The sequence below is a fragment of the Blastomonas sp. AAP25 genome (assembly GCF_001295965.1).
In the GTDB taxonomy this organism is placed as follows: Bacteria; Pseudomonadota; Alphaproteobacteria; order Sphingomonadales; family Sphingomonadaceae; genus Blastomonas; species Blastomonas fulva.
This window is the reverse complement of record NZ_LJHP01000003.1, coordinates 58,206-71,723: the sequence shown is the minus strand read 5'-3', so window position 1 is coordinate 71,723 and position 13,518 is coordinate 58,206. Positions and strand designations below refer to the sequence as shown.

At 63.6% G+C, this 13,518-nt stretch carries 12 protein-coding genes; 5 read left to right on the top strand and 7 right to left on the bottom strand.

Annotated elements, in window-relative coordinates; genetic code table 11:
- Positions 1-486 carry a DUF3237 family protein gene (locus IP68_RS04320; RefSeq protein ID WP_069051432.1) on the top strand — a complete coding sequence of 162 codons (486 nt, stop codon included), beginning with the start codon at positions 1-3 and terminating at the stop codon, positions 484-486.
- On the opposite strand, the gene IP68_RS04315 is transcribed toward IP68_RS04320, so the two are convergent.
- A complete protein-coding gene (locus IP68_RS04315) occupies positions 473-2,119 on the bottom strand; it encodes an FAD-dependent oxidoreductase (RefSeq protein ID WP_054133743.1) in 1,647 nt (548 codons plus the stop codon). The genes IP68_RS04320 and IP68_RS04315 overlap by 14 nt on opposite strands.
- Before the next feature lie 52 nt (positions 2,120-2,171).
- Positions 2,172-2,657 carry a MarR family winged helix-turn-helix transcriptional regulator gene (locus IP68_RS04310; RefSeq protein ID WP_054133742.1) on the bottom strand — a complete coding sequence of 162 codons (486 nt, stop codon included), beginning with the start codon at positions 2,655-2,657 and terminating at the stop codon, positions 2,172-2,174.
- Between the two features lie 242 nt (positions 2,658-2,899).
- Here IP68_RS04310 and IP68_RS04305 point away from each other — a divergent pair, with 242 nt between their 5' ends.
- Positions 2,900-4,348, top strand: a complete 1,449-nt coding sequence (locus IP68_RS04305; RefSeq protein ID WP_054133741.1) for a carotenoid oxygenase family protein — start codon at positions 2,900-2,902, stop codon at positions 4,346-4,348.
- A 57-nt stretch (positions 4,349-4,405) separates the two neighbouring features.
- On the opposite strand, the gene IP68_RS04300 is transcribed toward IP68_RS04305, so the two are convergent.
- Positions 4,406-5,749: an MFS transporter gene (locus IP68_RS04300; protein WP_082382120.1), complete on the bottom strand. Its 1,344-nt coding sequence runs from the start codon at positions 5,747-5,749 to the stop codon at positions 4,406-4,408.
- Positions 5,750-5,910: 161 nt separating this feature from the next.
- Between IP68_RS04300 and IP68_RS04295 the strand changes: the two genes are divergently transcribed.
- On the top strand, positions 5,911-7,530 hold the full coding sequence (locus IP68_RS04295; RefSeq protein ID WP_054133739.1) for an FAD-dependent monooxygenase: 1,620 nt from the start codon (positions 5,911-5,913) through the stop codon (positions 7,528-7,530).
- Here IP68_RS04295 and IP68_RS04290 read toward each other — a convergent pair.
- Genes IP68_RS04290 through mdlC form a run of 3 tightly spaced genes read right to left on the bottom strand, consistent with a single transcriptional unit; the run spans position 7,527 to position 10,952 of the window.
- Entirely contained in the window at positions 7,527-8,027 is a 501-nt protein-coding gene (locus tag IP68_RS04290; protein ID WP_054133790.1) for an aromatic-ring-hydroxylating dioxygenase subunit beta, read from the bottom strand. The two genes, IP68_RS04295 and IP68_RS04290, sit on opposite strands and share 4 nt — an antisense overlap.
- Positions 8,024-9,370: an SRPBCC family protein gene (locus IP68_RS04285; RefSeq protein ID WP_054133738.1), complete on the bottom strand. Its 1,347-nt coding sequence runs from the start codon at positions 9,368-9,370 to the stop codon at positions 8,024-8,026. The genes IP68_RS04290 and IP68_RS04285 overlap by 4 nt, the downstream gene beginning before the upstream one ends.
- A 25-nt stretch (positions 9,371-9,395) precedes the next feature.
- Positions 9,396-10,952, bottom strand: a complete 1,557-nt coding sequence (gene mdlC, locus IP68_RS04280; RefSeq protein WP_054133737.1) for a benzoylformate decarboxylase — start codon at positions 10,950-10,952, stop codon at positions 9,396-9,398.
- Positions 10,953-11,042: 90 nt separating this feature from the next.
- On the opposite strand from mdlC, the gene IP68_RS04275 reads away from it, so the two are divergent.
- Both IP68_RS04275 and IP68_RS04270 read left to right on the top strand, forming a co-directional pair.
- Positions 11,043-11,948 (top strand): LysR family transcriptional regulator, encoded by a 906-nt coding sequence (locus tag IP68_RS04275; protein ID WP_054133736.1) that lies wholly within the window; start codon positions 11,043-11,045, stop codon positions 11,946-11,948.
- Between the two features lie 68 nt (positions 11,949-12,016).
- The gene (locus IP68_RS04270) at positions 12,017-12,937 is read left to right on the top strand and encodes a ketopantoate reductase family protein (protein WP_054133735.1); all 921 of its coding nucleotides are present in this window, start codon (positions 12,017-12,019) and stop codon (positions 12,935-12,937) included.
- A 76-nt stretch (positions 12,938-13,013) separates the two neighbouring features.
- Here the strand turns inward: IP68_RS04270 and IP68_RS04265 are convergent, their stop codons facing one another.
- On the bottom strand, positions 13,014-13,469 hold the full coding sequence (locus IP68_RS04265; RefSeq protein ID WP_054133734.1) for a MarR family winged helix-turn-helix transcriptional regulator: 456 nt from the start codon (positions 13,467-13,469) through the stop codon (positions 13,014-13,016).
- Positions 13,470-13,518 lie beyond the last annotated feature (49 nt).

Genomic DNA, 13,518 nt, shown 5'->3' with positions numbered 1-13,518 from the left:
ATGACGCAAGCCCCCCACCCTTTTGCCCCACAGATGGAATATGCCTTTTCCATCGCCATCACGTTGACCAAGGCGCACTGGCTGCGTCCGACCACGATGGGTGCCACCCGCGCAGCGGTCTATGCCGCAGAAGGCACCGTCGAGGGTCCCAACATCAAGGGCAAGGTTGTACCCATGAGCGGCGGCGACTGGCCACTGCAGCGCCCCGACGGCGTCATCGATTTCGATGCGCGCTATCTGCTCGAAACCGATGACGGCACCCTGATCTACATGCAGAACCGCGGCTTCCGCTGGGCGTTCACCCCCGAAGTCGCCGAGCGCATGGCGCGCAACGAACCTGCCGACCCGTCGGAATATTACATGCGCGTCAGCCCCAAGTTCGACGTGCCCGAAGGTCCGTACGACTGGATGGCCAAGCACGTGTTCGTCGGCGTCGCAGAGAAGATCCCCGGCGCCAACCGCATCCATTATTTCAAGGTTCTCTAGCCGCGCCGCGCAGACGATCGACCAGGCCGGACGGATCCTCGATGGCGTTGCCGCGCCATGCGACATGTCCGTCTGGCCGAGCGATCAACAGGTTGTGTGTATACTCGGCGGGCACACGGTCAAGCGTTCGGTCGAAATGCAGCACCGACAGGGGCAGTCCGCACCGCGCGGCGGCCTCGATGATGGGGGCCGTTTCCATGGATCGATCGAAGACCAGCAAGCTGTAACCCGCTCCCAAAAGGTCATAGAGCGGGCGGCCATCGGCAACGACAAAATGCGGCACCCGGCACCCCGGCACGGTCGACGGCACGTAATCGTGCATGGTGTAGGCCGGCTGCGCGTCACCGTCATAAGCGATGATCGGCGAGGCATCGTAAAAATAGCCGTAGTTCAGCCCGGCACAGGCGAATTGCTGGACATTGAGCCGATAGGCCGCCTCCCCCACCTGCGCGCGCGCAGCTTCGCCTTCAGGCGTATCATCCTCGATCTCGGGCGGCAGCGTGGTACGCTCGCGGATCGCGCGTGCGGCGTGGCTCATGGCAAAGCGCGACACCTGCTCGGTGATCGGCTTGCGCTCGGCGACATAGGCATCGAGAATGTCGGGGCTGGCCCATCCCTGGATCACCGCGGCCAGCTGCCAGGACAGGTCCATCGCATCGGCAATTCCGGCGTTCATGCCATAGCCTGCATACGGCACCCACAGATGCGCCGCATCGCCCGCGATGAAAATGCGGTCCTTGCGGAAGACATCGGCGACCAGCCTGCGGCCGATCCAGTCCTCATGCGCCACGATCTCGAGGGGGAAGTCGCCATCCACGCCGAGGATCGCGCGTATCCCGGCGTCGCGGTCGATCGAATCGAAGTCGGCCTCGTCGGGCAGCAGATAGTTGTGTACCAGCCAGCGACGGATGCCGTCGATCGCCAGCACGGTCCCTGCGCGTTCGGGATTGTAGTTGTAGCTCATCCACGCCGGGCCGCTGCCGAGTGCTCCAAGCAGCGCTGGGGAATCGATCAATGTCGACTGCACCCGCTGGATCACCGCATCGCCTTCGAGCTGGCCGCCGATCAATTTGCGCACAGTCGAGGTGCCGCCATCGCAACCGGCCATGTAGCGGGCCTGCACCGTGATCGTTCTGCCATCATCGAGGCTCTCGATGGTCGCGCTGACGCCGTCTGGGTCCTGCGTTGCCGATACAAAGCGGCAGTGCGACAGGATCGTGATGCGGGGATCGGCAGCGGCGCGCGCGAACAGGATGGGTTCGAAATGGATCTGATTGACCCGGTGCGGCGGCTCGGGCGTGGGCCAGTCGGTGTCCGGTCCGCCCGTTGCCGTATATCGGTCTTGCCGGCTGGGAATGCGGATACGGGCCATCTCCTTGCCCGTCATCCGGGTACGAAAGACGATGTCGTTGGGAAAATCATCGGGCAGGCCGACCGCGCGCACCGCCCGCGAAAGCCCCAGCCGGCGGAATGTCTCCATCGTGCGCGATGCGATATGGTTGCATTTGACGCTGGGCAACTGACCGGCTGGCCGCGCTTCTACCAGCGTCACCGTCACCCCGCGCGCCGCCAGGTCTATGGCCAGCAGCATGCCGACGGGACCGCCACCGATAACGAGAACGTCGCATGCCATAACCGAGTCTCCCTCAAACAAGTAAGACGTCTTACTTATTTACAAGGGGAGGTCAAGTGTCGGTGATGGGTGTGCGGATGCTGGTGTTGAAAGCGTCCACGAAATGTCCGAGCAGCCGCACGAACGCGGCCGCGTCGTCTTCGCTGAAAACGTCTAGCGCGCGGGCTTGCGACCGGCGCGAAGCCGTTTCTGCCTGCGCCCGGATCGCCTCGCCGGCGGGCGTAATCGTGAGCATCCTGCGGCGGCGATCGCCCGGATCTGTCTTGCGCTCGATGAACCCGCGCTCTTCGAGATTGGTGACCACCAGCCCGGTCGTCGAACGATCAAGGCCCAGGAGGCGCGCGAGACTGGCCTGGTCGATCGATATGCCGCCCTGCAATGCGATCAGCATGCCGAACTGGGTCGAGGTGATCGCCAGATCGTCGGTTTCCTCGGCAAACAGCGCGCTGGTGATCTGATGCGCGCGGCGGATCAAAAAGCCGGGGCGCCCGTAAAGGTCGGCGAGACTGCCGTTGTCCAATCCATCGTCAGGTTTCATGACGCAATCGCTATCACGTCATGCTGCGATTGGCGAGCCGGGTGCAAGGGCGCCAGGCGCAACCGCTGCCTGCCAGACGCCGTCATTCTGCCCGCCCGCGCGAAGGCCCAAGATTGACTTTGGCGGCCGTATGTTGAACAATCAATGAAATTGGGGCGTGGAATTTGATGTCTGCAATCGATGTTCGCGATCCCCGTTCAGCCGCCCCGCGATGAGGGCAGCAGCCACCAAGGAGAGAAACGATGGAAGTTCGCTTCCCTGATCTACCGCTCTACACCGGCTGGGGAAAGCCGTTGCGGACCGAATCCACCGTCGACGGGTTGGAGCTGATCGAGGGCACAGTGCCTGCCGAGCTGGACGGGACATGGTATCGCGCCGGTCCCGATCGCCAATATGCCCCGATGCTGGGCGATGACATCTTCATCGACGGTGAAGGCATGGCGCACATGATCCGGATCCGCGACGGCAGCGTGTCTTATCGCAGCCGCTGGGTGCGCAACGCCCGGTTCAACGCCCAGGCCGCAGCCGGCCGGTCGCTGTTCGGCAAATATCGCAACCGTTTCACCGACGATCCATCGGTCGAGGGGATCAGCGGTGGTACCGCCAATACCAATGTCATTTTTCACAACGGCCGATTGCTGGTGCTGAAAGAGGACGATCTGCCGTTCGAGGTCGACCCCGATACGCTCGACCCGATGGGCATTTACGCTTTCGATGGCAAGGTCCGCGCCACCTCGCTCAGCGCGCATCCCAAATGGTTTCCCGATGACGGCCGCCTGCTCACCTACAGCTATCAGGCCAAGGGCGACGGCAGCAACGACGTCGTGTTCTATGACATGGATGACCAGGGCAACATTCACGACGAGATCTGGTTCGAGATGCCATGGGCATCGATCTGCCACGATTTCGCGGTGACGCCCCATTACGCGATCTTTCCCTTCATGCCGCTGGTGACCACGCTGGACAATATCAAGCGCGGCACCACCTTCTACGAATGGCATCCCGACAAGCAGGTCGTCGTGGCATTGGTGAAGCGCGGAGGCACTGCTGATGATATCCGCTGGTTCCGTGGCCCCGCCGGGTCGCTTTCGCACATGATGAATGCCTTCGAGGACGGCGACCAGGTTCACCTCGACGCCTGCTATTATGACGGCAACTGCTTCCCGTTCTTCCCCACGCCCGAAGGAAAGCATGTGGAGGGCTGCCCGCCGATGCTGTCCCGGCTGACGTTCGACCTCAGCCGCAACGATGATGGCTTCGACCGGCGTCCGCTGATCAACACGCCCGGCGAGATGCCTCGCGCCGATGATCGCTATCAGGGCCAGGCGTGCGGCAAGGGCTATCTGATCGTCGGACGTCAGCCGGATGGATCAAGCGGCATCGGGTGCGTCGATCTGGCGACCGGCGAACTCACCCGCTGGGCACCCGGAGCGCTCGCCTCGGTGCACGAGCCGCAATTTGTGCCCCGCTACAAGGGGTCTGCCGAAGGGGACGGCTGGCTGCTCGTCATCGTCAACCGACTGGATGCCGGCCACAGTGAGCTTGCGATCCTTGATGCGCAGGACATCACGCGCGGCCCGGTGGCGCGGCTGCATCTGCCGGTGCGGGTGCGCTCCACGTTCCACGGCACCTGGGTCGATGGCGAAAAACTGCGCGCGCACGCGCCTGGCGAGATGGCCGAAGCCGTCTGACCTGACCGGCTGCGGCAGGCGGGACGAACCGCCTGCCGCATGGTTGCGCCGCTCGGTTCAGGCGACGGCAGGTTCGCCTGCGGCAGGTTCCTCGCGCATGGGACGAAGGTTCGCCACCAGCAGCGCGACGATCACGGGCGAGATCGCGATGATCGCAAGCGTGAACTGCAGCGAAAACGCCGATGCCAGGGCAAAACCGCCCAGCAGCGGGGCTATGATGCCTCCGATGCGCCCTGCTCCGCCCGCCCAGCCAATTCCGGTGGACCGGATGGCGGTGGGGTAGACCCGCGTCATCAGCATGTTGAGGCCAGCCTGCCCGCCCGACTGGCAGAAGCTCCAGCCCAGGAGAAGCGGGACGAAATACGGCGATTCGAACGGCACCGTGCCGATCAGCGTCAGCGATACTGCAATGCCCAGATAATAAGCCGGGATCAGCCGGTTGGGTGGGAACCGGTCCATCAGGAACCCGATGGTTACCGTGCCCACCATGCCGCCGAGAAATCCGATCATCGAGACGATGGCAAAGCGTTGGATGCTGATGCCGGCCATCTCCTGGAAGAAAGTCGGCAGCCAGGCGGCAAGCAGCGCAATGTTGCCCATGCTGAGCAGGCAGGCCAGCCAGACCAGGGTCGTCGTGCGCGCGCGCCCATCGCGAAACACATCGACGACGCGCGTCTTGCGGCCCTTGCCGGGCCGATCGGGTGTGATGAAACGCTCCTCGCCGGTCAGCTGGAGATCGGGTTCGATCAACGCGATGGTGCGCGCGATTCCCGGATCGCTGGCGTTGCGTTCCACCCGGAAGGTCAGCGATTCGGGCAGGAACAGCCCAAGCAGCGGCACCAGAGCCAGCGGCAGCAGCCCGCCGATCCAGAACGCGGCCTGCCAGCCATAGTCGGGAATGAGCAGCGCGGCTGCGGCCCCTGCCGCGCTGCCGGCGCTATAGCCCGCGATCGAAAGCGCGATGAAGGTCGATCGCCGCCGTTCCGGCGTGAATTCGGCAACGAGAGCCACGGCCCCCGGCAGGACAGCCGCCAGAAACAGTCCGGCCAGTCCGCGCAGGACGGCGAGGGCAACGATCGACGTCGCGAAGGTCGTCGCGACCGACAATATCCCGAAGATCGCGCAACACAGCATCAGCGACCGCTTGCGGCCGAACTTGTCAAACAGCGGGCTGACCAGAAACGCGCCGACCGCAAGCCCGATCTGTTGAAACAGGAACACCAGAGTCATGGCGGCAGGCGTGACCCCGAAGTCCGCAGCGATGGCCGGGGCGATCTTGCCCACGACGAAGATATCGAACCCGTCGATGAACATCACCACGGTCAGCATGGCCAGCACTCTGAAATGCACGGGCTTCAATTGCTGGCGGTCGATAAACTGTTGAACGTCAAAGGACTGCATCACCTTGCTCTCCCATCCGCGACTCTCTTGCCAGGCCGCTTGCAGCACCGTCGTAACCGCAGATTGGGTCGTTGACAAATCATCATATAACCCGGCCGATCCTGTACTTGACCGGTCCGGAAAAAATGATACGACGTCTTATCATATCTGGAGGGTGAGGCGTGGGCGATACCTATGACGTCGTGATTATCGGCGGCGGACCAGTGGGCCTCGGCCTTGCGGTGGAACTGGGCCAGGCCGGGATTTCGGTCCTGCTCGTCGAGTGCCACGCCACCCCGGTGCGGGTGCCCAAGGGGCAGAATCTCACGCAGCGCACCATGGAGCACTTTCAGGCGTGGGACGCCGAAGCTGCCCTGCGCAATGCGCGCACAATCCCCCGGGAATACGGCATCGGCGGGCTCACGGCTTATGGCACCCTGCTGGGGGAATATCGTTACGACTGGCTCGCCCGCGAACGGGTGCGTGAGTATTACCGGACGGACAACGAGAGGCTGCCACAATATTGCACCGAGCGGGTCTTGCGCGATCGGGTCACCGCCCTGCCCTCTGTCGTTACAGCGCTGGGCTGTACGGCGCAGGCCGTTTCGCAAGAGGAGGGCGGCGTAAGGATACGCTATCGGGATTCCGCTGGGACCGAACATGTGGCGAGCGCGCAGTATCTGGTCGGCTGCGACGGAAGCAGGTCGCTGATCCGTCGCGGGGCCCAAATCACCGAGACGCGGTCCGACCACGACCGGACCATGGCGCTGATCGTCTTTCGCTCCGATGGCCTCAACCAGCTGCTCGAGCGGTTTCCCGGCAAATCCTTCTATAATGTCCTCACACCCGAGCTTGAGGGCTACTGGATGTTCCTTGGCCGGGTCGATCTTGACGGCAACTGGTTCTTCCACGCCCCGGTTCCGGACAGCGCGCGAACCGAGGCCTTCGATTTTGCAGGCTATCTTCACCGCGCGGTGGGGGCCGAGTTCGACGTGGCGATCGAATACACCGGCTTTTGGGATCTGCGCTTTGCGCAGGCAGACGCCTACCGGGCCGGCCGGATCTTCCTGGCTGGCGATGCGGCGCACAGCCATCCGCCTTATGGCGGCTATGGCATCAACACCGGGCTGGAAGATGCGCGCAATCTGGGCTGGAAGCTGGCCGCAGTTCTGCACGGCTGGGGCGGCGCACATCTGCTCGACAGCTACCATGCCGAACGCCATCCGGTGTTTGAATCCACCGCGCGAGACTTCATCGAAAAATCGATCCGCGAAGACAGCCGGTTTCTTGCCCGGTACTCGCCTGCCAGGGACCAGGACGCCTTCGAGGCGGAGTGGCGCAATCGCGGTACGGGCGCAAAGGCCGAAGTGGAGAGCTTTGCAACGCATTATGCTGGTTCGCCGATCGTGTTCGGACCGGATGGCGCGGTATGCAGCGCGGTCGGTGCGCACAGCTTTGCCGCGCGGCCCGGCCATCATCTCGCGCCAAGAGCAATGTCGAACGGCAGCGCCGCGCCGGATATCGCCAGGGCTGGATTGACGCTGCTGGCGCTCGACGCCGCTGCGGACGACGTGGCGGCCTTCGAGACCGCAGCAAACGCCTGCCGTGTTCCGTTGGCGGTGCTGCATGACACGTTCGACAATGGACGAGAGGCCTATGGCGCGCGGCTGGTCTTGCTGCGCCCCGACGGTTTCGTTGCCTGGGCGGGCGATCGGCTGGACACGTCCGCCAGCGCCATCATCGCACGCGTCACGGGTCAGGATGGTCTCGAAACCACGGCTGCCTGTGCGATCCGCTGCTAAATCGAGTAGAAATCGACGACGGTGGGGATGACATCGTTGAGCAGCAGGATTTTCTTGGCCGCGATGCGCCAGGCTCCATCGACACACTGCAGGGCATGGTGATAGCGCCCGAAGAACACATGGGTGCGATCGCTGCGGCGGTCGTAGAGGTGGACGGTAAAGCACGACGAGATGTTGGCTTCGCTGCTGTCGGCGCGTTCGACCAGCACGTTGGTGATGGCGTGCACGACGCGCGAAGGTGGCGTGGAAGCCACGGACATTCCCGATCGGGCCCGCCAGACCCGGTCCTCGAGATTGCGGCGCCCGCGATAGTAGATCAGCGACAGTTCGCGTTCCGGGTCTTGCGTCGGGGTCGTCTCATCGCGCCACGCCGGCACCCAGAACACCGACTCGGGCAGATACAGCTCGAGCCATTCTTCCCAGCGACTTTCATCGAGCAGCAAAGCCTCGGTATAGAGAAATTCTTCCGCGTCGTTGCGGGACAGGGGGCCGGTCACGACGCTGATCCCTCCAGCATGCGGCGCGCCCATTCGCGATAGTAGCTGTGGTACAGCGTTTCGTCGCACAGCTGGGCATCCGCGAGCACGCTGAACTGGGGTTCCATGCCCAAAGGCTGAGAGAACAAATTGCCTCCCGGCCGGCTCGCCGTCATGCCGCGCGCATAGCCCTGCAGCCATGGCTCAACGCGGCTGGCAAAGCCGCGCTGGCAGTTTTCGTAGCTCACCGTGTCATCGGGCGTGGCCATGCCGCTGGGGTTGAAGAAATCCTCGTACTGGCGGATGCGCTGGCGGCGAGCCTCGGCCGCCTCGCCCTTGGGAGCGATGCACCAGGTGCGCATTTCGGTCTTGCCGACCCCGACCGGTCGGATCACGCGCAGCTGGCTCGAGGCGTTCTCCGCGATCTGCAGATTGGGAAAGATCGTCAGGTTGCGCATGTTGAACATCCAGTCGCGCTTGGCCTCACCGTGCCGCTCTGCCAGCACCGTCGCCCGGTCATAAAGCGGCAGAGCGTCCGATATCTCAAACCGGCCCCAGTTGAGGACATGGCCGTACTGAAAGCTGTAGCTCCCACCCTGGATACCTTCGGCGTCGCCCGTCCAGTATTCGCTGCTTTCCCAGACCGAGCGCACCACGCTGGCATCGGTCTGTTCCTTGCGCTGTTCGAGCACGCGGATGTAGGACGGGTGCGCCGAGGTGAAATGATAGGCATCCGAGCAGTTTTCGAGCTGCAGCTTCCAGTTGGCGTCGTAGGTGAACGTCACCTCGCCAGGGACCAGCTCGACCCCCTCCTCGCTTTGATCGGCGATCAGATCGAGCAGGATTGCGGCCTCGCCCAGATGTTCGGTGAGCGATGGCACCGCGGCGTTCAGGCTGCCAAACAGAAATCCGCGATACTCTCCGAAAACGGGAAGCGCGGGAAGATCATGGCTCGATGCGTCGAAGCTGTGGGCATAGCAACCGGCCTTTCGCCACTTGATCGCCTTGTTCTGGCCGGCACTGTCGAACGACCAGCTGTGATAGGGGCAGACGTGCAAACGGGCATTGCCGTGCAACCTCTGGGCAACGCGCGACCCCTTATGGGGGCAGCTGTTGACCAGCCCGTGCAGCTTTCCATCGCCATCGCGGCTGACAAGAACCGGAACGCGCCCGATCGTGGTGGTAAAATAATCATACGGCCCAGGGGCTTGCGCCGCCAGCCCGAGAAACACCCAGCCGCCTTCGAAGATGTGGCGCATCTCGAGATCGAAAACATCGGGATCATCGAAAATCGCACGGCTGACGCGGAACACCCCATCATCCGGACGGTCATCGATGAGTTCGGCAAGCCGGCCTTTCAACATTGTGCGATCCTTTGGCGTGTGCGCATCAGGACACCACGACTTCGACAAGCGTCGAGCCACGGGCAATGAAGGATGCGGCCAGCGCAGCATCAAGTCCATTGGCATCTGTGACCCTGACTGCGCTCAATCCCTGGCCCTCGGCCAGCGCGCAGAAATCGATGTCGGGCAATTGCGTCCCGACGGTCTTGTCGAGGCCAAAAATTTTGCCGAAACTGGCCAGCGCCGCATAGCCGCCGTTGTTGATGATGATGAAGCTGATCGACAGGCCCAGTTGCACCGCCGACCAGAGCCCCTGGATGGCGTACATGCTCGATCCATCGCCTAGGACCGCGATCACCTTTTCGGATGGGCGTGCCAGCGCGACCCCGACCGCGGCAGGAAGACCATGGCCAAGGCCGCCACTGGCGCAGGTATAGAACGTGTCACGCTCAAGCATCGGCAGATGGTCGTGCATCGGTCCGCGGCTTGACGGTGCCTCTTCCACGACAATGGCGCCGCGTGGGCGGAGTCTGGCAATCTGCTGCATCACGAACGAATCCGAAAATTCCATGCCTTGCAGCACGGGCGCCGGTTGCCGCAACGGCGGAGTGGCACGCTCCATCGGCAGCGGTCCGGCAAGCAGGCTAAGGATCGCAAGCCGGGTGTTGGCGACAACGGCCATGCCGTCGGGTGCCCAGGCAGCCTGGGCAGGGTTGTCGACGATCTGGATGACACGCGCGCCTTCGGGCACATGTGGCCCAAAACCTTCGACATGATAGAGCGACAGCGGTCCTCCCAGAACCAGGATGAGATCGTGACCCTGGAGGCGGGCGACGATCTTTTCGCGGCCGGCATCGAGAAAGCCTGCAAACAGCCGGTGGTCTTCGGGGAAGCTGTTGCGCGCCGACATCGGTGCCACCCAGACCGGCGCGTTGTGCCGTTCGGCCAACGCGATCACCTCGTCCCAGGCCTGATCGCGTGCGACGCCAGCGCCGACCACGATCACCGGTCGATCGGCAATCGCCAGCGCGTCGGCGGCATCCGTGAGTGCGGCCGGATCGCCGGGATTGATGGCGGAAACCCTGCGCGCCCTGATCGGTTCACAGGGCCTGTCCCAGTCATCGACCGGGATCGAAACGAACGTCGGCCCGCACGGCGGCTCCATCGCGACGTAATACGCGCGCGCGATAGCGGCCGGCACATCCTGCGCGCACGCAGGCTCGCACGCCCATTTGACAAAGGGTCGCGGAAATTCGGTTGCGCGCTCGGCAAACAGGAACGGTTCGCACGACAGGATCGATCGCGCCTGTTGTCCGGCGGTGATCACCAACGGTGTCTGGTTCTTGAATGCGGTGAACAGATTGCCCAGCGCATGGCCGGTCCCGGCAGACGAATGGAGATTGACCAGCGCCGCGTTGCGCGTGGCTTGCGCATAGCCATCCGCCATGGCCACCACGATCGATTCCTGAAGCCCCAGAACATAGCGGAAATCGTCCGGAAAATCGCGAAACAGCGGCAACTCGGTCGATCCGGGGTTGCCGAAGATGGTCTGCATGTCCAGCGCGCGCAGCAGCGCTATCGTGGCCTCTCTCACGGTTGTCATGGCGCGGTGCTCTCTCCTGTTGCAGCAGCATTGAGCGAACACGGACATTTCAACCATTGCAAATTATCGGCAATGTCATACGTTTTTTGCATGACTTTCGATCAACGCAAGCTCGCAGCCTTCGTGGCTGTGGTCGACACCGGCAGCGTCGGGCGCGCCGCGATAGTCAACAACATGACGCAACCGACCCTGAGCAGGCTGATCCGAGAGATGGAACAGCGGCTGGGGGTCGACCTGTTCGAGCGGCACAGCAAGGGCATGACGCTGACCGCATCGGGAGAGGTGTTTGCCCCTTATGCCCGCATGCTGCTGTTCGAGATGCAGCAGGCGAGCGAGGCGCTCGACGCGGTGCAAGGAATCCAGCGGGGCACGGTCCGTCTGGGGGCGGTCGCCGCAGCCACGCGCAGCCTGGTACCCAAGGCATCAGCCCGCCTGCTCAAGGCCGCTTCCGCGCTGCGCATTGCGCTTCTGGAAGCGCCTCAGGGCACGCTGACCGAGGCTTTGCTTGCGCGGAAAATCGATTTGATGATTGCCCCTCAATTGCCCGATCATCCCGACATGGTGCGGATCAGCCAGTGCCAGTTCGATGATGTCTTCACCGTCTTCTGCTCGACACAGCATCCGCTGGCGCGCGCCAGCGATGTCGATCTGGAAAGGGTGCTGAAGGAGAACTGGGTGATGCCCCCTGCCGGATCGACGCCGCGATCTTTGTTCGATGCGCTGGTTCGCAAAAGCGGACAATCGCTTCCGACCGTTGCGATCGAAGCCACATCGGTGGGCGCGCAGGTCGCCTGTGTCGTGCACGGCAGGGTGCTGGGCTGGCTGCCGCATCCGCTGATCGAGAGCGAGGTCGGCAACGGGACGATCAAGCTGCTGACCATCCCCGAACTGTCGCTGCACCGCAGCTTCTACGTCTATCGGCGGTCGCGTGGCCTGCTGCCGGACGCGGCGCGGCGCTTTCTCGAAATGCTGCCACAGGTCGCGGAGACGGCCTGAATGGGCCCGTTTGCAGCGCTGCGTCATCGCGAGTAGCGCTTCAACCTCGCGGAACAGGGGAGAGCGCCATGCAGAATATCGTGATCGTCGGAGCAGGTGCCATGGGCTGCTATTTCGCCGCGCGCCTCGGGGAGGCGGGGTTGTCCGTGACATTGGTCGACATCGACCCGGTGCGGCTGGAGCTGCTGACGCGCGAAGGCATCAAGGTGAGCGACGATCGGGGAGAGCGGGTTGTCGCCACCCGTGCCATGCGCGCGCAGGATGTAGCGCCCGGGGTGGACCTCGTCATGCTGTTCACCAAGGGTATGCACAGCGCGGCAGCCGCGCAATCGGTCGCGCATCTTGCAGATGGCAAAAGCTTTGCGCTGACATTGCAGAACGGCATCGGCAATGCGGAAATCCTCGCAGAGGTCTTCACGCCCGAGCGGGTGCTGATCGGGGTCACTGACATTCCCGCCGATCTCGAAGGCCCCAACTGCGTGGCTTCGCATGGCCTGGGGCATGTCCGGCTGGGCAGCATGGCGGCCAGGATGCATCCCGTCGCCGAGCAGGTGGCGCAGCTGCTAACCCTGAGCGGGATGAACGCCGAAGCCGACGCCCGGGTCGAGGTGGCGATCTGGGAGAAGGTGGCGTTCAACGCTGCGCTCAATGCACTTGCCACGGTCAGCGGAGCAACGGTGGGCGGCATGGACCATCCCGCGGGTCGTCGCATCATCGCAGCCGTGGTCTCAGAGGTCGTCGCAACCGCCGCTGCCCGGGGGGTGCAGATCGATACCACGCGGATCTGGGGCAAGATCGACTTTGCGCTAGCCAATCATCGTGGCCACAAGGCATCGATGCTGCAGGACATGCTGGCCGGCCGCGCAACGGAGATCGAGTCGATCAACGGTGCCGTCGTGCTCGCCGCCGCCCAGGCGGGCATCGCGACGCCGGTGACGTCGACGCTCGCAGATATCATCCGGCTGATGGAGGCGCAGAGGCCGCGGTGATCCCCGTCGGGGGGGCAGCGCGCCTTTCAGCGTGCGATAAGCCCGAGAAGAGCGCTACCGGATCGAACAGCCTGGTCTAGGGCTCGCTGCCCGCCAGAGTCCTGAGCGCAGTGATCATGTCGGGCAACGATGCGACATCGAGCCTGTCTCGAAACCGGGCTTCGTGCGCATCGATGATCGTCTGCGCGGCGCAGACCTTGTCGACCCCCAATTCCGTCAGAGCCAGCGACTGCGATCGGCCATCCACCCGTGATTTCTGGATGAACCCCCGTTTCAGCAGCCCGCCCATCAACGGCGCCATATTGGCACGCGCGATCCCCAGCACCCGCCCGATGTCGCTTTGGGTCAGACCCGGATTGGCGCGGATGAGGATCAGGATCGTCGCCTCGGTCGGGCGCAGATCCGCCGGCGCGAGCGACGAACCCAGATCGGCCATCATCGCTGTTGATGCGCGGCGCAGCCAGTAGCCCAGCAGATCCTCCAGCGGATCGGGGACCCGAGAAACATCCTTGTCCGGGGAGCCTGCATCCATCACGAACGTCCAAAACCGCTATTGTGCATAACAATCAACATAGCTATGC

Bases quoted from the DNA above. Each gene is read 5' to 3' on its own strand.
- IP68_RS04320 (WP_069051432.1), top strand. From the start codon at position 1: ATGACGCAAGCCCCCCACCCTTTTGCCCCACAGATGGAATATGCCTTT.
- IP68_RS04315 (WP_054133743.1), bottom strand. From the start codon at position 2,119: ATGGCATGCGACGTTCTCGTTATCGGTGGCGGTCCCGTCGGCATGCTG.
- IP68_RS04310 (WP_054133742.1), bottom strand. From the start codon at position 2,657: ATGAAACCTGACGATGGATTGGACAACGGCAGTCTCGCCGACCTTTAC.
- IP68_RS04305 (WP_054133741.1), top strand. From the start codon at position 2,900: ATGGAAGTTCGCTTCCCTGATCTACCGCTCTACACCGGCTGGGGAAAG.
- IP68_RS04300 (WP_082382120.1), bottom strand. From the start codon at position 5,749: ATGCAGTCCTTTGACGTTCAACAGTTTATCGACCGCCAGCAATTGAAG.
- IP68_RS04285 (WP_054133738.1), bottom strand. From the start codon at position 9,370: ATGTTGAAAGGCCGGCTTGCCGAACTCATCGATGACCGTCCGGATGAT.
- mdlC (WP_054133737.1), bottom strand. From the start codon at position 10,952: ATGACAACCGTGAGAGAGGCCACGATAGCGCTGCTGCGCGCGCTGGAC.
- IP68_RS04275 (WP_054133736.1), top strand. From the start codon at position 11,043: ATGACTTTCGATCAACGCAAGCTCGCAGCCTTCGTGGCTGTGGTCGAC.
- IP68_RS04270 (WP_054133735.1), top strand. From the start codon at position 12,017: ATGCAGAATATCGTGATCGTCGGAGCAGGTGCCATGGGCTGCTATTTC.
- IP68_RS04265 (WP_054133734.1), bottom strand. From the start codon at position 13,469: ATGGATGCAGGCTCCCCGGACAAGGATGTTTCTCGGGTCCCCGATCCG.